Annotated in this window: 19 protein-coding genes; 4 read left to right on the forward strand and 15 right to left on the reverse strand. The window is 55.0% G+C overall.

Going from position 1 to position 18,707, the window contains the following annotated elements:
- Positions 1-80: 80 nt before the first annotated feature.
- Both VFO10_RS10005 and VFO10_RS10010 read left to right on the forward strand, forming a co-directional pair.
- Positions 81-1,721 carry a glycerol-3-phosphate dehydrogenase/oxidase gene (locus VFO10_RS10005; RefSeq protein ID WP_325139592.1) on the forward strand — a complete coding sequence of 547 codons (1,641 nt, stop codon included), beginning with the start codon at positions 81-83 and terminating at the stop codon, positions 1,719-1,721.
- Positions 1,722-1,858: 137 nt separating this feature from the next.
- A complete protein-coding gene (locus VFO10_RS10010) occupies positions 1,859-3,445 on the forward strand; it encodes a bifunctional GNAT family N-acetyltransferase/carbon-nitrogen hydrolase family protein (RefSeq protein WP_325139594.1) in 1,587 nt (528 codons plus the stop codon).
- 5 nt (positions 3,446-3,450) lie between these two features.
- Here the strand turns inward: VFO10_RS10010 and VFO10_RS10015 are convergent, their stop codons facing one another.
- From VFO10_RS10015 to VFO10_RS10045, 7 genes are all read right to left on the reverse strand, one after another.
- Entirely contained in the window at positions 3,451-4,425 is a 975-nt protein-coding gene (locus tag VFO10_RS10015) for a cyanophycinase (protein WP_325139596.1), read from the reverse strand.
- A gap of 196 nt (positions 4,426-4,621) precedes the next feature.
- Positions 4,622-5,488, reverse strand: coding sequence for a cytochrome c oxidase assembly protein (locus tag VFO10_RS10020; RefSeq protein ID WP_325139598.1), 867 nt, complete (start codon positions 5,486-5,488; stop codon positions 4,622-4,624).
- The gene (locus VFO10_RS10025; RefSeq protein WP_325139601.1) at positions 5,488-5,853 is read right to left on the reverse strand and encodes a hypothetical protein; all 366 of its coding nucleotides are present in this window, start codon (positions 5,851-5,853) and stop codon (positions 5,488-5,490) included. Before VFO10_RS10025 ends, VFO10_RS10020 begins: the two co-directional genes overlap by 1 nt.
- 9 nt (positions 5,854-5,862) lie before the next feature.
- Entirely contained in the window at positions 5,863-8,382 is a 2,520-nt protein-coding gene (locus tag VFO10_RS10030) for a cbb3-type cytochrome c oxidase subunit I (RefSeq protein ID WP_325139603.1), read from the reverse strand.
- A complete protein-coding gene (coxB, locus tag VFO10_RS10035) occupies positions 8,379-9,359 on the reverse strand; it encodes a cytochrome c oxidase subunit II (RefSeq protein WP_325139605.1) in 981 nt (326 codons plus the stop codon). The genes VFO10_RS10030 and coxB overlap by 4 nt, the downstream gene beginning before the upstream one ends.
- 9 nt (positions 9,360-9,368) lie before the next feature.
- Complete coding sequence (locus VFO10_RS10040; RefSeq protein ID WP_325139607.1) at positions 9,369-10,799, reverse strand: cytochrome b N-terminal domain-containing protein; 1,431 nt, start codon at positions 10,797-10,799, stop codon at positions 9,369-9,371.
- A 14-nt stretch (positions 10,800-10,813) separates the two neighbouring features.
- On the reverse strand, positions 10,814-11,290 hold the full coding sequence (locus tag VFO10_RS10045; protein ID WP_325139609.1) for a ubiquinol-cytochrome c reductase iron-sulfur subunit: 477 nt from the start codon (positions 11,288-11,290) through the stop codon (positions 10,814-10,816).
- A gap of 131 nt (positions 11,291-11,421) precedes the next feature.
- Between VFO10_RS10045 and VFO10_RS10050 the strand changes: the two genes are divergently transcribed.
- Positions 11,422-11,895 carry a c-type cytochrome gene (locus VFO10_RS10050; RefSeq protein ID WP_325139611.1) on the forward strand — a complete coding sequence of 158 codons (474 nt, stop codon included), beginning with the start codon at positions 11,422-11,424 and terminating at the stop codon, positions 11,893-11,895.
- A 16-nt stretch (positions 11,896-11,911) separates the two neighbouring features.
- Here the strand turns inward: VFO10_RS10050 and VFO10_RS10055 are convergent, their stop codons facing one another.
- The 7 genes from VFO10_RS10055 to VFO10_RS10085 form a co-directional block, all read right to left on the reverse strand.
- Positions 11,912-12,526, reverse strand: a complete 615-nt coding sequence (locus VFO10_RS10055; protein ID WP_325139613.1) for a hypothetical protein — start codon at positions 12,524-12,526, stop codon at positions 11,912-11,914.
- Positions 12,523-13,443, reverse strand: a complete 921-nt coding sequence (locus VFO10_RS10060) for a M23 family metallopeptidase (RefSeq protein ID WP_325139615.1) — start codon at positions 13,441-13,443, stop codon at positions 12,523-12,525. The genes VFO10_RS10055 and VFO10_RS10060 overlap by 4 nt, the downstream gene beginning before the upstream one ends.
- A gap of 109 nt (positions 13,444-13,552) precedes the next feature.
- Positions 13,553-13,858, reverse strand: coding sequence for a hypothetical protein (locus VFO10_RS10065; RefSeq protein WP_325139617.1), 306 nt, complete (start codon positions 13,856-13,858; stop codon positions 13,553-13,555).
- Between the two features lie 5 nt (positions 13,859-13,863).
- Complete coding sequence (locus VFO10_RS10070; protein ID WP_325139619.1) at positions 13,864-14,190, reverse strand: hypothetical protein; 327 nt, start codon at positions 14,188-14,190, stop codon at positions 13,864-13,866.
- Positions 14,191-14,196: 6 nt separating this feature from the next.
- Entirely contained in the window at positions 14,197-14,562 is a 366-nt protein-coding gene (locus VFO10_RS10075) for a hypothetical protein (RefSeq protein WP_325139621.1), read from the reverse strand.
- Positions 14,563-14,575: 13 nt separating this feature from the next.
- Complete coding sequence (locus VFO10_RS10080) at positions 14,576-15,007, reverse strand: hypothetical protein (protein ID WP_325139623.1); 432 nt, start codon at positions 15,005-15,007, stop codon at positions 14,576-14,578.
- A 34-nt stretch (positions 15,008-15,041) separates the two neighbouring features.
- Positions 15,042-16,115 carry a PilT/PilU family type 4a pilus ATPase gene (locus VFO10_RS10085; protein WP_325139625.1) on the reverse strand — a complete coding sequence of 358 codons (1,074 nt, stop codon included), beginning with the start codon at positions 16,113-16,115 and terminating at the stop codon, positions 15,042-15,044.
- Positions 16,116-16,746: 631 nt separating this feature from the next.
- On the opposite strand from VFO10_RS10085, the gene VFO10_RS10090 reads away from it, so the two are divergent.
- Positions 16,747-17,223, forward strand: a complete 477-nt coding sequence (locus VFO10_RS10090) for a hypothetical protein (RefSeq protein ID WP_325139627.1) — start codon at positions 16,747-16,749, stop codon at positions 17,221-17,223.
- 9 nt (positions 17,224-17,232) lie between these two features.
- On the opposite strand, the gene VFO10_RS10095 is transcribed toward VFO10_RS10090, so the two are convergent.
- Positions 17,233-18,537, reverse strand: coding sequence for a hypothetical protein (locus VFO10_RS10095; protein WP_325139629.1), 1,305 nt, complete (start codon positions 18,535-18,537; stop codon positions 17,233-17,235).
- Positions 18,538-18,707 lie beyond the last annotated feature (170 nt).

Below are 18,707 nucleotides of genomic sequence, written 5' to 3' on the forward strand. Positions count from 1 at the left end.
GCAAGCTACGGGTAACGCGTTACTTTGCATTCGACTTTACCGATTCCATAAAACCAAAAAAGCGCGGGGACGGGCCTGATATGAAGGGTGAGAGTCAAAGACAAGCCATACGCCAAAGACTCAAAACAGAGACATTCGATGTGGCCGTCGTGGGCGGCGGCATCAACGGTGCGGTGGCCGTGGCAGCCCTGAGCGCGGCTGGTTATAAAGTAGCCTTGGTCGAAAAAAAGGACTTTGCCTCCAGCACCTCCCAGGAATCCTCGAACCTCGTCTGGGGCGGCATCAAATACCTCGAAAGCTATGAATTTTCCCTGGTCTGGGACCTTTGTCGATCCCGCAACGAACTCATGCGTCGTTACCCGCATGAGGTGCAGGAGCTGCGCTTTTTCACCAATCTCGAGCGTGGCTTTCGGAAACCCCGTATCCTGGTCTTTCTGGGGGCGGTCCTCTATTGGTTTATGGGTCGTTTTAAAACCCGTCCGCCGCGCCTTCTGTCCCGGGCTACGATTGAACGGGATGAGCCCCTGGTTTCAACCAAAACCAGTCAGGGCGGGCTTGAGTATTCGGACTGTTTTTTAAAGGACAATGACGCCCGTTTCGTCTTTCACTTCATTCGCCGCGGCCTGCGTTCCGGAGCGGCCGTTCTAAATTATGTGGAAGCCCGCGAGGGGCAGCGCGGGGATGATGGACTCTGGTCGGTGGCCTGTGTCGATCATGAGGCCAAGGAAAGTTTTGCGGTGAAAGCGCGGGTCCTGATCAATGCCGGTGGCCCCTTCGCGGATCGCTTCAATAAGGCCTGTGGCGTCACGACCCAGCATCAGCACATCTTTTCCAAAGGCGTGCATCTGATCGTGCCGCGTTTGAATGAGAGCGAGCGCGTGCTGACGTTTTTCGCCGATGACGGTCGGCTCTTTTTCGTGATTCCCATGGGCTCCTGTTCCTGCATCGGTACCACGGACACGCGCGTGACCGAGCTGCCGGCCACTGTGAATGATGAGGATCGCCAGTTCATCCTCGATAACATCAATAAGCGCCTCAATCTTCCGAAGCCTTTGACCATGGCCGATGTGATCGCCGAACGCTGCGGCGTCAGGCCCTTGGTGATCAAAGGCAACGCGGGTGATTTCGATCAGGAGGAATGGATCAACCTGTCGCGCAAGCATGTGCTCGAATGCAATCATGAGGACAGGCATATCAGTATCTTTGGGGGCAAGCTCACCGACTGCTTGAATATCGGCCGGGAACTGGTGGATGACGTCCGCGACATGGGATTGACTGATGGTGAAGCTGCCATCTGGTACGGTGCCGGTGATCCTGTGATGGAACAGAAATACCGAAAACTTGTGGCGACTCTTCGGTGGAATGATAAGGAATGGAAGGGCGAGGGTCGATCCAGTGAAAGGCTCTGGCGCCTTTACGGTGATGACGCTTTGAGCCTTGCCGAACGCATCCAGGCCGATCCCTCCCTGGCGGAGCCTGTGCTTCCCGAAGCGCCCGTGCTCTTCGCCGAAGTCGCGCATATGGCCGATCATGAGCTTATCGTGGACCTGGAGGATTTCCTGCGCCGCCGCACACGCCTCAGCCTCGTTGTGAAGCATGAAGTTTTGGAGCAGAGCGCCGGTCTGAAGAAAGCGGCCGCGATACTCTTCGGGCAGGATGCGGATAAGCGCTGGCAGGCTTATTTTCAGCGTACTGCAAAACCGCAGAAGACCCGGGCCTGATCGCTCCAAGGTGATATTACCCACGTCCCATTGGAGTCTTTCCCGCCCGTCATGCGTACGATCACCGAAAAGGATCTGGTCTCGGCGCATGACTTGTGCCAACCTCAGGCGTTGGGAACGATGGCGGCGAGGGACCTGTGACACCAAAGACGACTCCGAAGAAAAGCAAGATTATCATAAGGCGCTGGCGGGAAGAGGACTTTGCGGGCCTTGTTCAGTGCCAGAAAGCCGTTTATCAAAGCGACTTTCCCACCGACTCGGCCAGTGATCGCCGCCTCTTCGAACTTGAATTCAAGAAGTTTCCCGAAGGCCAGGTGCTGGCCGAAGCGGACGGCAAAATCGTGGGCTATGCCTGCGCGATCATTGTCCAGCTGGATGATGCGCAGCCTTACTACACCTATTCCGAAATCACCGGCGACAGCACCTTCAGTACCCATGATCCGAGTGGTGACACGCTCTATGGTGCGGATATTGCCGTGCATCCGGATTATCGGGGCAGCGGGATTGCGGGGCTTCTCTACGGCCAGCGCATGCGCATCATGAAACGCTATAATTTAAGGCGTATGGTGGCCCATGGACGCCTGCCCAACTACCATAAGTACGTGGGCCAGTTCACGCCCGAAGAGTATGTGCATGAGGTGCAGGCGCGGCGGATTTTGGATCCGGCTTTGATCGCGCACCTGAAGGCCGGCTATTCGGTGAAGGCCATTCTGTTTGATCAGCTGGTCGATCGCTCCAGCATGAACTACACGACCTGGCTGGAAAAGCTCAATCCGGATTTTTCCGAAGCGAAGCGTCGCATCGCCTCGACGCCCATCAAAAGGCCGGTTCGCCGCATTCGCGTCTGCACCGCGCAAAGCGAGATGAAAAATATCACAAGCTGGGAAGAATTCCGGCGCAATGTGATCTTCTTTGTGAAGACCGCCGCGTCCTATCACTGCCACTTTCTTTTGTTCCCCGAACTTTTCACGCTGCAGCTGCTCGGTCTTCTGCAGCATAATCGTGATGATATACCATCCAAACTGAAGGAACTGGCCCAAAGGGTGGACGAGTACAAAGAACTTTTCCGGGAACTGGCCCAGGCGCATGGGCTTTATATCATCGGCGGAACCCACCCCTGCCTGCGCGGCGACAGGGTTTACAACACCTCGTATTTTTTCACTCCGACCGGCCGCGTCTATGAGCAGGATAAACTGCACATCTCACGCTCGGAGCGCCTATCCTATGCCTTCAATCCCGGCGAGGCCATCCGGGTTTTCGATACACCGATGGCCCGCATCGCTATTCTGGTGTCCTACGACATTGAATTCCCTGAATTGAGCCGCCTGCTTGTCAACTACGGAGCGGAGGTTCTTTTCGTCCCCTTTGCGACCGATGAAAGAAAGGCCTATAACCGCATACGTTTCTGCGCGCATGCCCGTGCGGTGGAAAACTGCGTGTATGTGGTCATCGCCGGAAATGTCGGCAACCTTGCGCACGCCGAAACCCTGATGATCAACTACGCGCAGTCCGCGATCATCACCCCGAGCGACTTCGCGTTTCCGTCTCATTCCATCGAAGCCGAAGCCGATCCCAATACCGAAACCGTGGCCATTGCCGAGCTGGATATCTCGAACCTTTTGCTGCAAAGGGATATCGGTACGGTCAGGCCCATGTTCGATCTGAGGGTGGATCTTTTCGAAACACAGGCCAAGGTACCTTTGGATTTGATTCGCTGTGACTGATGGTCTCAGGGGCAGGTTCCTGGACTTGCGCTCACCGTGTAGGGCGCATCCATGGGATAAAGGTTGGCTCCGTCGACCGTAAAATTGTAACGCGCTCCCGTGCCACAGGCCTGGACAAAATCATAGTACTGTTCCGCGGCATCCAGCCTGATTACATCCAGAGTATTGGATAGAAAGCTCTGACCTTCCACGATGCGCACCGCGCTTGCGCTTTTGATCACATACGCAGCTCCCGTCGATCCCGGGGCCAACACGCCTTTGCCATTTTTATCGAGAAGGACGGCGGTCGCTTCATCCACGCCCAGCCCGGTGACAAGGTCGGGGGCGGATATCGCGCCGTCTGCGAATTGTCTTGCCATAAATGTAGCCAGCCGTCCGAATCGTTCTCTCTGACGGAAATGGCTGTCGGTCACAAGGTTTTTGAGGAAGGGGACGTTGAGCATGCCCCGGGTGAAACTGATGGCCGGATCAAAAGGATCCCGCGTTGCCGTGCCGGTCGTGACGCTTGCGGTTCCCGCGCTGACAGCATCAAAGACAAAAGGTCCCATAATAGCAAGGCCCGCACTGGTTCCACCGATAACTCCTCCCCGCTGGTAAACCCGCTGGACCGCTTTCATCAGTTCGCTGTCCTTCCAGGCCACGTAATCCGCCTGGTTTCCCCCTGCGAAAAAGATCAGCTCGGCCCGATCCACCAGTTTTGCAGCGATGGCAAGATCAGCCGTGGATATGACTCTCGGGATAACGAGGGTTTGAACGGAAGAAAACATGGCCAGACCATTGAGATAGGCATCGTAGCCATCAGCTCCCGTGGCCCGGATGACCAGCACATCACCGGCCTTGGTCTGAGGATCCCCGGCTATCACATCGTGGGCCCAGACAAAGGCTGAATCCACATCCGTTCCGCCGCCCATAAGTATCATTCCAGGACCTTTCGGTGGTCTCACATCGTCCTGGGTTGAACCCAGCCGAGTCGTAGCCAAAATCGTTTCTGGCAGGACGACAGGACCTTCGGGAAACTTGCTCTCAGCTTTGAATGGATCCGTAGACGGCTCGTTGCTGGACGCAGCGGGTGTGCATGAACTTAAAAAAACTGACGCCAGGAAAGTAAAAAATCCCGGTAAAATTTGCCGCATGGTACCCTCGTTCGTTGTTGACTCATGGATAAGGAATCTGCTTTTAAAATGAGCTGGAAGAAGATTCCGTGGGAACCCTCACCAGTCGTAGAGTGAGCCAGGCGGCGATCAGCACATAGCTGAAGCCAGCCGGCATCCACATGATATAGCCAGCCAGCTGCTGATCCTCGATCGGAGTCAAACCATGAGCACTGGTGGTATGCGCGTAGAAGGAATACCAGATCTGCGGCGAGAGAGCCATCAGCACACCCAGTGCGGTGGAATGCAGGGATGCAGCAAAGAGGTAAATAATTCCCGCGGCCGCATTAAGCGCCGGTCGTCCGATACGTCGCAGCAGGACCTTCCAAAAAAAATAGGCACTGATGAAGAATGCGAGATGTTGAACATTGTGAATCCATCGGTTGCCCAAAGCGGATTCATAGAGTCGCGGCAGATGCCAGATCCAAAGAACCAAAGCATAAAGACCCGCAATGACAAGCGGTCGAGCGGCGCGCTGCAGCCCACGTCCTGAAAGGCTGCGCTGCAACTTCCAAAGACGCCGGCGACCCGCGTTGGAAAAGCCCATGCGCATAAAAAAATCCGAGTAGCTAAAGACAAAGAGCGGAGCTGCCACCATCATGAGCAGCATGTGCTGAATCATATGAATGGAAAGAAGCTCCTCGCTCAGAAGATCAATCGGCGGCAGCAGGGCGGCGAGCACGGCCATGATGCCAGCTGCAAAGAATATCAAAGGCCTCCACTCATGCTGCGCTTTTTTTCGCCAGCCTCGAATGTAGAGAAAACCAAGGAGCGAGAGATTCCCCAAAATCAAAAGGTACCAAGCGAAAACATCCTGAACCGAGCCATTTCCATGACCCCAGGCGGTTTCCGAAAGCAGAAGCAGCACAACCCATCCCGGCAGAAAACCCATCAGCAGTTCCTCCCGAGGATGAAGATCGGAACTGTTTGGGCGAGAATGACCAAAAGAAAAAGTGCATTCATGAGCAGGCTGCTCCTTGCCATGAAAAGAAAGATATCACCCTGTCCACCACGAATATCCGCGACACTGGCAAGTTGCTGGCGGCGTGCCATCCAAAGGGCTACTCCGGCGACAGCCACGGCCAGGAATGTCAGCAGTGCCAGACTCCAGAGCATGACGCTGAGGCCCATCCAGGAAACTTGGGCGAGGCCGCTGCGACAGAAGCCTTCACTCAAAGCATAGGTGCCCATCAAATGGAGCGTCCACGCCAGGGCCCCTCCGAGAAACGCAAACCAGATCCTGGACCTTTCCCGCATGACATAACCTCAAAAAACTCGGGGTGAGACGTAAAGCGTGGCGAAGACCAAAGCCGCGATCACCAGCGTGAAATACCAGGCCATGGCCGTTATTTGCCGATGAAGGATCAGAGTCCCGGAGACCTCGCCATCACCACTGCGGAGCATATGCAGAATCGCCGATACCAGCATGGCCAGACCGAAGACAATCAGAGCCACCATATGCCAGATGATGGTGTGAAAGAGCGAAGCGTAAGCATTCGATTGAGGTGTGAAGCCGGCCTGTACGGAATCCATAAGGATAAGAACACCGGCGATGAAGCCCATGAGAGTGCACCCCAGCAGGGAAAGAATAGGAAGTAAACCCTTCTGAAATTGCTGCCCAAGGAATAACAAGGCGCCACTGCCCAGGAGCGAGCCATACGTCAGGCCTGGTTTCAACAGATCAGGAAGCGGCAGCTCACCCTGCGGCCATTCGGGCGAATAGACGCGCAGATAAAAATAGGAATAAAAAAGGACGCCGAAGATCGTGGCCATGACCGTCAACGTTCCTGCCATGGCCCACCAACCCACAGCCTGCGTTCCGGTGGGTTCGACCGGCAGGCCGGTGAGACGACTGACATCACTGCTGCGCATCCTATGGATATCCCGGGCGCGCGGCCAGAGCCAGTGAGCCACGACTCCAAGGGTGAAGACAAGGGCCACGGCCGCCACGATATAGCCTTTAAAAAGCGTCGCGAGAGACATGATGATGATGCCAGAGGCCGCCGTGATCGGGATATAGGAAGGCCCTGCGACTCGTTGAATGGCTTGTGGTTCACCAGTTATGGCGTCGGTCACGAGAGTCGCGCGCCAGGTGCTGGGCAGAGCTTCCATGGCATCTGAAATTTGGACGAGGTGAGCAGGTTTTTCGCTCTCCTGATCCACCAGAGGCTCACGATTGACGATCACCGGCGGCTTGATGAAGATGTAGTTCGGCATATCGACCGTCACGCTCCATTCCAATGAGCGCGCCCCCCAGGGATTTTTTTCGGCCTTTTTTCCCCGCATGCCGAAATAAAAGACATTGATGACGACCATGATAAAGCCAGCGGCCATGATGAAAGATGCCACAGTCGAAAGGAAGTTCAACTCACCGATGCCCAGATTCGCCGAGTAGGTGTAAACGCGGCGACTCATACCCAAAAGGCCGGTGATGTGCATAGGAAAGAAGGTGAGGTTGAAGCCGGTGAAGACCGTCCAAAAACTCCAGCGTCCCAGTCTTTCGTTGGGGAGATGACCCGTGATGAGCGGCAACCAGTAATGAATGGCGGCAAGAATGGGAAAAACCACGCCACCAATCAAAACGTAGTGGAAGTGGGCCACCACGAAGTACGTGTCATGGGCCTGCAAATCAAAGGGAAGAACGGCTACCATCACGCCTGTCAAACCACCCAGGACGAAAATGAAAAAGAAACCCAAAATAAATAGCATAGGCGTTTTCAAAACGGGCGAACTGCGCCACAGGGTGGCAATCCAGGCAAAAACCTGCACGCCACTGGCCAGTCCGATCATGATACTGGCCGCCACGAAAAACCCTGCCGAGATTAAAGGCAGCCCCGTGGCAAACATATGATGTGCCCAGAGTCCAAAGCTGAGAAAGCCAGTCAGCAGCACCGCCACCACGATCAGACCATAGCCTGCAATCGGACGACGGGCGAAAGTCGCCAGCATCATCGACACGAAACCAGTGGCGGGGATGAACATGATATAGACATCAGGATGACCGAAGAACCAAAACAGATGCTGCCAGAGTATGGGATTGCCTCCGGCTTCAGCCACGAAGAATTTAGTGCCGATGGCTCGATCCAGTTCGATCAGAACCGTGGCTCCAAAGAGAGTCGCAAAGGCGACGATGATCATCACCCCCGCGACCAGCCAGGTCCAGGCAAAGAGTGGCACACGGCCGAGACTCATGCCAGGCGCACGTAGCTTCAGAATGGTCGTAACAATCTCAATCCCGGTGCCGACGCCTGCGATTTCGATAAATCCGAGACCTACCAAAAGAAAATCCACACCCAGTCCTGAGTAGGATTCCAAGGACAGCGGCGCGTAAACGAACCATCCTGTGTCGGGCACCGCATTGAATAGAAAGCCGGTGAAGAAAATAAACCCGCCTGAAATGAAAACCCAGAAGCTGAAGGCGCTCATGCGCGGGAAGGCCATTTCCCTGGCCCCGACGAAAATCGGCAGCAGATAAATGGCCACGCCTTCCAGAAAAGGCAGGATGACGAGAAACATCATGGTCGCGCCATGCATGGTGAAGAGGCGGTTATAGGTTTCCGGCCCCATCAGGTCATTATCCGGCACAGCGAGCTGCAGGCGCATCAAAAGAGCCATCATGCCGGCCAAAAGAAAAAAGACCAGGGACGAGACCATGAAGCGGTTGCCGAAAGGCTGATTGTTGACAGTGGCAAACCAGGACTTCAGACCGGTTTCCGGCGCTGTCCAGACTTTTTCAAAGGCCTCGCGGCGCTGCTGCCTATTCGTGTCGTCGACCGCCATATTCATTCCAGGCTCATAAGGTAGGTGATGAGAGGATGGTAATCTTCCGCTTGAACGTAAGACGGCGGCATGTGATTGCCGGGTTTCAAGGCCTGAGGGTTGGCCACCCATCCGGCGAGTGATCCGTAATTGTTGGCGACCACGCCGGCACCCAAGGAGCTTCGGCTGCCGATATGCGTTAAATCCGGCCCTACTTTTCCCTGGGCCGCGGTGCCACGAATGGTGTGGCATTCGCCACAACCCTCATTCAAAAAGGCTCTTTGCCCCTGCTGCAGAATGGGATCATGGACCTCTACGCCAGCGTTTTGTTTTTTGGTCGTCCAGGCCGCAAATTCATCAGGCGGCAACGCGATCACCATAAGAGCCATGCGTGCATGCTGCAGTCCACAGAACTCCGCGCACTGCGCCCGATAGCTGCCGGGTTCGTCCACCTCCAGCCAATGAACGGTCGTCTGTCCGGGAATCAAATCCGTTTTACCGGAAAGACTGGGGGGCCAGAAGCTATGGATGACATCCCCTGAAGTCATTTCCAAGCGGACCGGCTGTCCGACCGGCACATAAATTTCATTGGCTATCGTAATGTCCTGCTCGGGATACTTCACATCCCACCACCACATGAAACCTGTCAGGCGAATGACCAGAGCATCGGCGGGCGCCTCCAGTTTCTTGGTGACGAGCAGCGTATGGATAAGAAGCGGAACAAGGATGAGCGTCGGCAGTATCAGGCCACCGAGGGCGATGAATATGGTATCTCCCATCGGCGGTCGGACCGCGGCTGGTCGACGGCTTCGCCTCAGGGCCAAAACCAAAAGGACGATCACGAGAAGAAAAATTCCACCGAAGGCAAGCAGCATGATCCACCCAAGATCCGCTATCATGGATGCCGCTGGGCCGAAGGGTTGAAATGCCGAGGATTTGGCTTCCAGGAATTCCTGAATCCGCTTCGCTGGCGTCTCGAATTGAACACTATGATCAATCTTCATAAAGCCTGTTTAATATTTCTGAGGGAACGTTTGCGCGACGAGCACAAAGTCCACCAGAGCATTGAGTTCCTCACTCGAAAGCCGTTCCCCGTAAGCTGGCATGGCCACATGTTTAGGCGGTTGACGGATGAAATCACGCAGCTCATCCGCAGACAGCCGCACCTTCAAAGAGGTGAGGTCTGGTCCCACATCCCCGCCGTTTCCCCCTAAAGCATGACAGCTGATGCAGCTATACTCTGTAAACAGCTGATGCCCCCGCTGTGCATCCGGCCCCAATTGCGCCTGGACCGGCAGCGGCACGAGTTCCTTCGTCGGCCATGCCGTCCATTCCGACTCCAGTCGAAGACCTGTCAAAGTCAAAAGACCCAGGACCGTGATCACAATCATTCCCACTGCCAAGGGACGCCGTCTGAGGCCACGGTTGGCTCCATGATCCACAAAGGGGACGAGAATGAGAAACAGGAAAAGCAGCAGAGGAAAACCAAGATAGAACCAGGTCGTCAACCACGGAGGCAGATAAGCAACCCAGGCGCTATACCAGTGGAACCACCATTCTTCCGAGGGGAAGGACGTTTCCGTGAAATTCGCCTCCGGCATCAGCTCCCGAGGACCGAGCGCCAGAGTCAAGCCAAGGACGACGCAAAAAATCACAAAAGCAAAGATCTGCGATTCCACCATGGTATACGGGAAGAATGTTTCGCCTTCGTCTTCGTGGTGCTTCAGGCGATCGTAAAGTTCCTTTTGCTCCTCGGCTGTTTCCGGGGGATTCAAGCGTTCTGGAATGGTCGTGACGCCGTGAAACACGACGAGGTAAAGATGATAGCTGGCCAGTCCAAGGAGCAGTATAGGAACGAAGATCACATGCACTGCATAAAGGCGACTGAGGGTCGGGCTTCCCTGGGTCCATCCGCCTTGGACGAAATAGACAAGCTCATCACCTATCCAGGGCACGCGATGAAAGATGTTTAAGGCCACTCGGATGGCATAGACGGAGCGTTCATCCCAACGCAAGGTATAGCCAATATAGGAGTTGATGATAATGAGAAAGAACATGAGCACACCGATCACCCAGGTTCCTTCGCGAGGCGGCAGGTAGCCACCAAGAAGAATATGACGGAAGAGATGATAGAGAACGATTATGACCATCATGCCTGCGGACCAGTAATGCATGCCGCGAACGAACCAACCCATGAGCTGATGATGCGTGATATTCACAACGCTGGCATAAGCGGTGTCAGGCGATGCCGAATACATCAGACCGAGGGCAAAGCCCGTGATGATCAGAATGCCGAGCAATAAGAGAAGAGTCGCCCCATCGCCATAGTACCAGCGGGCCTTTGGGACCCGCCTTGCGAAAAATTTACGCCAGATGGGTCCCAGTGCCAGCCGATCAATCGCAGCATGAACAGCGTTTTCTTTCGGCTTCTCATCATTCTTCATACTCGTACTCATGATCAGGCCATGGGGGGAACGGAGCGGACATTGATTTCCAGAACACCATTCTGAATGCGATTGCTATACTTCCAAAGTCCACGTTGAGGAGGGCCGGCTCGGCGCTCGCCATTCTTATCGAATATTCCACCGTGGCAAGGGCAGAAGAACCATTCGCTGCCCTGGTCCCAAACAATAGGGCAGCCAAGGTCGCTGCAGGCTCGGGAATACACCACGAATTCCTGATCACTCCGGCGCCATACGTAAAGAGAGCGTCGGCTTAGCTTGTGATGTTCTTTCTGGTCGGAAATCACGACTTCCCGATTTTGCATGGCACCCACGGGAAAATCCGTCAGCGGACCAACAGGGCGCCAATCTTCGATGTCGCTCTCGGCAAAGGCCGGAGCCATCATGTTGATGAGCACGGGAACACCCACCGCGCCTGCGATGGCGCAACCTGTTCCCGCGACAGTGAGAGTGAGAAGCTTTCTTCTGTCCATGACGATCTCCTTTTCACTCGTTTGTATCTAAATAATTTTTATGATTTTAGAAATGCTTGATTACTTGTACGAGAGCATGGAATTTGCATGAACTTTTCCGGCTGATCTCCCGATACCTTGGAATAAATCATATGCAAGGATTTAACTTCTCTTTTCTTTGGATCATTCTGCTGGCAGGCGCGCTGGTTCTTCTGTCGATCGTGGGTAATTTTTTTGGACTCGGATTGCATCGTTTTCCTGGAGAGCCACGGCGATATACGCTTGTTGGAAATTCGCAACAGGGGAGGGTGGCTCTGGAACAATACGGTTGTGGTTCCTGTCATCGTATTCCAGGCGTGCGGGAAGCCCACGGCCGTGTCGGCCCAAGCCTTGAAGGAATCGATGAGCAAATCTATCTAGCCGGCCTGCTGGCAAACAAGCCCGAAAATCTGAAACGTTGGATTATGGAGCCACAGAGCATCGATCCCAGAACACTTATGCCCGACTTGAATGTCAGTGATGCAGACGCGGACGATATGGTTGCGTTTCTTTACGATCAACCCCGAACAGCCTGGCAGCGGGTGGTTCGCGAGATGAAATCCATGAGTTCGGAAAAAGTTCCTTGAGGCCAGAGGCAAACGATTAAGGTGCTTCGTGAGGATGTGCACCGTACTCAAAGGCGAGCTTGATGCGTCCATCGTCTTCCTGCGCCATCCAAACGATCATGCCCTCGTCATCCGCACGAAACACCACCGTGCGGGCATCCTCGCGCTCGATGGGGCGGCTCAGAACATGCTGCATCTGGACCTTCAGATCCTTCAACTCCGATCCGGGTGGATAAAGGCTCCGCACGGCGCTCAGCTGATAGCGCCCCGCGCCCAGAATGTCAAAGACAGCTGTTGTCACGGGCTCCTGTCCCCAACTCATCTCAAGACGTTCGCCAGAGGCCGGATGACCCTTGGTTTCCTGCTTTAACGTGAGGCCCTCTTTTTTGGCCCAAGCCTCCAAAGATTCCGGGGTCAACTTATGCTGCAGCGTAAGCGCCATCCAATCCCGCTCCACCGGCTCGGGGACTACGGTTTCTTTGGGAGCAACCTGGGTTGGTGTTGGCATCGGCGCAGCCCTGGGTTGCTCGGCCCGCGTTTCTTCAGAACGCGGCTCGTTCTGCACGGACTGCGGCTCCGCCTCCGGTTTTCGCAGTAACCAAAAGGCCAGGAAACCCAGGATCACAAGCGCAAGGACCATGACTTTTTTCATAGTGGATATTTCCAGGCTAAAAGGTCCTGCGTCGGGTTCACAAGATCCGCACGCCTTTGATAGGGATAACGATCACGCAGAGTCAAAGGCCCCGTGGCCCAGCCTGCAAAGCGCTCAAAATGCAGCATATCCTGATTCAATCCGATCAGTCGGCCGACATAAGCCACGCCCTGGCCTTGGCGCACGCGCTCACCGATGCGGATGCCGGCCGGCAGATGACCCGTGATCTCTCCATAGCGCACGATAAAGGAACCATGATCAATCACCAGAGCATAGGTGCCCAGATAAAATTCATAGAAGTCGATGACCTCACCCTCACTGACCGCGCGAATGAGAGTGCCGGTTCCAGCGTAAAGGTCCGCAGCCGCATGACGCCGCGTGCAATCATCGCGGCAGGATCCAAAACTTCGCGGCGGCTCGGTGTAATCAGCGAGGGCTGGACCGGAAAGTGGAAAGGTGAAGGGATCCTGCGGTCGACTGCTCAGGGCAAAATCAAGATCCCAGCGCATGCTATCACAGGCCGCGCCTCCTCCTTTTTTGCGGCAGGCCGCAGCATGCGAGAGCGAGAAGGGGCCATAGGCATGGTTCTGATCGGTGCAAAGACCATTCTCGAACACGGCTCCCAAAGGACAGACAGCGCTTCCGCGCGTGCTGCGCGCCATGGATACCGCCCATTCGCGCGCGTCACAGCCTTCGCCACCGCCGAATTCCCGGCACTTTTTGATCATGGCCTCAGGAAAAGGCCCCAAGGCTTCCGTGGCGGTCTCACAGAGGCGACTTTTGCTTTGATACTGAAAAGGAGTGGGGCAGAACGGGGAGTCGGCTGCGCCGCTGAGTGGGTCCGCTTCATCCGTACCCCCGCCGCCGCAGCCTGCAAGCAGAAGAAAAAATAAGGCATTTCGTAAGAGCCGTGGCATGAGGTCCCCCCTTCGTCGCTGCTCATCGAGCGGCGTGATTTCCTCTTTGAACCAGGGGGGTCATAGCCTTTGTTCTGTGATCAGTCCAATTCAAAAATTTGCAAGCGCATCAGGACTTCAAACAAAGGCCTTTCAGCACAAGCTTCTGCTCATAGGACAGAAACTTGAAACTCGTCAGATGCTCGGTCGTCACCTGCGCGATGCGACCGGGGCACTTGCTTTCCAATTCCCGATAAGCCTGCTCAACATACAGCGTTTCCGACTGAAAACCCAGGACGACAAGTGCTTGGGTATCGACTGTCACCCATTCCCCCTTGCCGGCGGATTTGGGATCCTGGGAACTCACATAAACCTGATGGATCGAATGCGTGCAGCCTGTCAGCATAAGAAGGATGCAGGCCAAAAAAATTCTCATGGGCTTCACCCTTTCTTCCGGACATGGATGCAATAGCCTTGCATGACCACTTCCTGCGCCACGGCGAGACCCAGAAAGTAGTTGGTATTCTGATGTTTGGTCTGTATGCCTTGGATGGCTCCGTTCGGACACTGGCGCTCCAGATCCTCGCGCGCCGTATCCACAAAAGAGTTGCCGAAGGGAATCAGAAGCACGACCAGATTGGAAGCCGAACTCGTCACCTTCTGCTTGCGCCCAGCGGCTGGAGGAATCTGACTCGTTGAAATCGAAGACACAGTCACGCATGCCGGAAGAAAGCTGAGACAGAGCAGGACAAGCATCATGGTTTTCATCGAGTTTCACTCCTGTGCCGCGGCGAGGTCGCCCCATTCGGGTTCCAGCGAGGCCGTGGCTTTCTGCGGCATGCAGTAGCCCTGGGCCGAAGTTTCGCGCGCCCAGAAAATACCGGGTAAATAGATCGTCAGCATATCCTGGGTCGTAACCCCGCGAACACTGCCCTGCGGACAGGCTTCTTTCAGCCTTGTGCCCAGCTGCAGCGCAAAGTCGTTGTCAAAGTTCAGTCCAAGAAAAATGAATTTGGACACGCTCGCCGTAACCGGCTTTTTCCTTTGGGCCGGGATATTGCTTTGCGAGACGGCGACCGTATAGGTGCAGCCGCTGCCCAGAAGACTGATCCATGCACAAAGGATGAAGAGCCTTTTCATATCGTCTCACTTCCTAGGGTTGAACGCAGGTCGCATCCACGCGCACGATCTGACCTTTGACAAAGGAATACTCGCGGGATTCCCGTATCGAGGTCACGTTGGTCAGATAGCCGCCTTTGCATTCCGCAGCAAGACGCTCAGGAACGTCGCGGGCATAGAATTCATTGAAGACGGGTGTTCCCGTCCGGGGGCCAAATTGAAAGTAGGTTTCGTAATATTCAGCCGCGCTGCCGATATTTTGGAGACCGCGTGATCCCGCAGCGGCTCCGAGTTTTCCGGCCACCCTTGCCGCCTCGCCAAAGTCCACCGTCATTTCACTGACCTTGACGCTGACGGGCTTGCCGCGCGGCGCGTATTCCATATCGCTGAGCTGGACCTTGTAAAGGACTGCGCAGCCACTATGCAGGAAAACGCAGAGAGCAATTCGCAGTAAGATGTGCAGCATGAGTCCACCTCACGAATAGGGAAAGACAGTCGCCTTAACTTTCAAAACCCTGCAGGGCCAATTCCAAATCCTTCCGGTTCGATGCATGTTCGAGCGCCTCTTCCTGCGTGATCACACCCGATTTGAAGAGGGTGAGCAGCGAGTGATCGAAACTTTGCATGCCGTAGGTATTGCGGCTGTTGCGGATGGCGTCTTTCAGAAGGTTGAAGTCCTCGCCCTTCTGGATGACTTCCCGCACCAACTCATTGGCGATCAGAATCTCAATGGCCGGCACCATCCCCTTATTATCCTTGCGCGGCACCAGACGCTGCGAGACGATCGCCTTCAGAGTCTGGGACAGCATGATCTTCAGGGAAGGATGCTGATGCGGAGGGAAATAGGATAAAAGACGCGTGATGCTTTCAGTGGCGTCCATCGTGTGCAGGGTGGAAAGAACGAGGTGACCGGTTTCCGCCGCCATCAGTGCGGTTTCTGTGGTTTCGCGATCACGAAGCTCGCCCACCAGGATCACATCGGGATTCTGCCGGAGGGCACTCCGGAGGGCCGCGGCGAAACTTTCCGCATCGACGCCGATTTCCCTTTGATTGATGGTGGAGCGCTTTTCGGTGAAGACGAATTCGATCGGATCCTCGATCGTCAGGATATGCGAGGCCCGCGAGGCGTTGATTTTTTCGATGATGGACGCAAGGGTCGTGGACTTTCCGCTGCCTGTGGCGCCGGTCACCAGGACCAGGCCGCGGCGCTCTTCGGCGAAGCTGTGCATCACCTGCGGCAGCTGCAGCTCTTCCATGGTGCGGATATGGTTGTTGATGACCCGAAGGATCATCGCATAGCTCTGTTTTTGCCGGAAAAGATTCACGCGGAAGCGATTGCCAAGAGGACTGGCATAGGCGAAGTCGAGGTCTTCGAGTTTTTGAAGACGATGCTTCATATGCGGGGGAACCAGGGTTCCGATCCAGGCCATCATCATCTCGGGCGTGATGACCTCGCCATCGGCCAGGTTCAGGATCTCGCCCTGAAAGCGGAACCGGGGCATGACCCCAGGTTTAAGGATGATATCGCTGGCACCACCACGAACGGCAACTTTTAGTATCTTCTCGAGGTTCATGTTCAGCTCGGCCCAATATAATAAAGAGGTCCTGCTATCAGTATAGCGGCCTCAAGGACTCCCCGCAGGAGGACGGAATTGCCGATGGGTCTCCGGTTTGAACGAACGGATGGCTGGCTTTTTCCCTTGGCGTTCTCTAAAAGTACCAGGGTTCGGCCTTGCGTTTGCAGCTGATGGAAGCATCACCTGCAAGAGTGTGATAGACTGCGGAAATCGCAGCCCAACCGGGGAAATTTCTGGATGAGTCATCGAGTAGTAACCCCGAAGCCCATCGGCAATATCGAACAGTTCCGTCTTCTGACCGAAGCCAGAAAACTCGACTATTTCAAGCTTTTTTACTGTGTTTGACCAGTTCATGCCTGCTCACTGTAGTGAAGTATCAATCCTGGATTCGGCCTTATTCAAAAATTTTTTAGGAAAGCGGCGATGCCGGAAAAAGAAGTCTTTGCTTTCCATTATTTGGCGTAAATAAATCTGGGCGCCGCCAATCTTTGGGCGCGTAAGAATGCGAAATGGACTTTGATTTCCCGGCGCAAACCCCGGTAATGATGGGCTAATCGGCTTCAGGCAAGGTTTACCGGTTTTACAGAAGGGTCGGCTGCCCCTAAAATGGAAGGAGATCCCTTTCATAATGGATAGCGTGATGAGACAGCTGATCGTCATTCTCAGCCTGGGTTGGGCCTCACTTCTTTCAGCCCAGGACGAAAACATCGCTCCCGGTGATGACCTGGGGCCGGCCATGTCTGAACAGGCCGAACACTTCGATATCCTGCAGCTGCCCAAGGGGGCGTCCGTGGTGCTGCCGCATCCGGCTGCGACTCTGGTTCCTTTGAATTTGAAAGTGCAGGTGTCCGCCACGGATCGTAAGCAGATACTGAAGATCGGTGCTGTCAGCAGCCAGGGTTCCACCCAGGTCGTGAATCTTGCGATTTATGATAGATATCAATCGCGGGTGAAATACCTGAAGATCAAGCCGGGAAGTTTCGTGATCTATGCATTCAAGAATCTGAACTCGCTGCAGCTTGTTCCTCAGAATGCAAAAGCCGCGGGCCTTCAGGGAACGCGGCTGCTTTTGGAAAGCAACCGGCCCCTGGGAATCAGCTATTAAGAAAGGGGATCATGCGCCCCAGCTCAAAGTCAGCTGGGGATCAGACGGCCGCTCATCATCAGCATGCGCGAGTTCGGTGTGAAGACCCACCGAGCGGCTGATCGAAGGAGCGGGACTGCCGATGCCGTATGATGCGGGGAAAATATCCTGAAGAATACGGCGACCCTTGGGCACGGTATCCATCAGATTCAGGACATCCGAGTTCATCCCCTGGCTCAGACGCAGGCTCAATGAACGATATTCCTCTTCCACCAAAAGGCTCAGATGACTCTGGCTGTTGCGCATCACCCAGCGGTGCAGCGCGACCAGGGTCGTGCTCCGGGCATCAATATACATCTTGCCGATCATTTCCATCACGGTGCTGGCGTGACGAAGACGCACTTCAAAGGGAATCGAACTATCATAGAGAGTGTCGATCACTTCCCAGGCGCGGATGGCCACCTTGGTTTTCTGATCCAGGACCATTTTTTTGAAAAAGCTGCGATGTTTGCGCAGTTTCTTGATCGTCTCCAGGTGCGCGGCCGGATTCTGCTGGGCATAGAGCCAGAGCGCGAGACGCACGGCCAGGGAAGGGCGCAGCGTTTCCTCGTCCTGCGCCGCGATCCAGGCATCCAGATCCTCGGGCATCTTATGCATCAGGTTTTCCCAAAGCGTATGCTCTTTCACGCGGGGATGAGCCGGAAGGCTATTCAGTTCATGCAGCAGCTCAGGAACGACAGCCCGCTGCCCGGCGAGGCGCAGCGCCTTGATCTCTCCCACCAGAGCCACCTGGTACCAGAACTTGCTGGTCGTGCCTTCCTTCAGCTGACGGAAGAGCGAGCAGGCGAGCATGGCCGAACCGTTATTCAAAGCGAGATGAGCATAGGTGAACTGGCTGATTTCACCTGGCTTCTGGCTGCTGCCCTGGGCCAGCGTGTGCCCGATGGATACTTCCCAGATCGCTGTATCAAGGTCACCCTTCTGGCAATAATAATAACCGAGAATCTCCGCGACCTGACGATAGACGTGACCCAGCTGACTCTTCCGCGGTTTGACTTTATTACGCAGAAGCAGACTTTTGATGATGCGCTCCAGCTTCGGCACCAGGGCTTGGGATGTCGTGCCTGAGTCCGCAAGCATCGCGATACAGGCGATGCCGTAATATACGCGATAGGCATCATGCACCGGATCTTCTTCCGCCGGTTCATCCATCACCTTTTGCAGAAACTCCTCCAGGACGATTTTCGGATCACGTTCCGCCAAGGCCTGAGCCTTTTCATCTTCCACGGCCGTACAGGCTTTGTTCAACAGGTCCAAAGACCACTTGCTTGCCATATGATGGGCTCCCTCGGTTTCATTAGCGTTGGAATGCTTGCGAGGGTATGTTTTGCAAAGCCAGGACCACGCGCGGTTTCGCGCAATTCCCGCGAGTTAGATCTGACCGTGGTTCACTGGAAAAAAGTCAGTCCAAACAGATGTTTTGCGCTTGATGCCCTTACCAACCT

This window comes from Oligoflexus sp., from assembly GCF_035712445.1.
Classification (GTDB): Bacteria; Bdellovibrionota_B; Oligoflexia; order Oligoflexales; family Oligoflexaceae; genus Oligoflexus.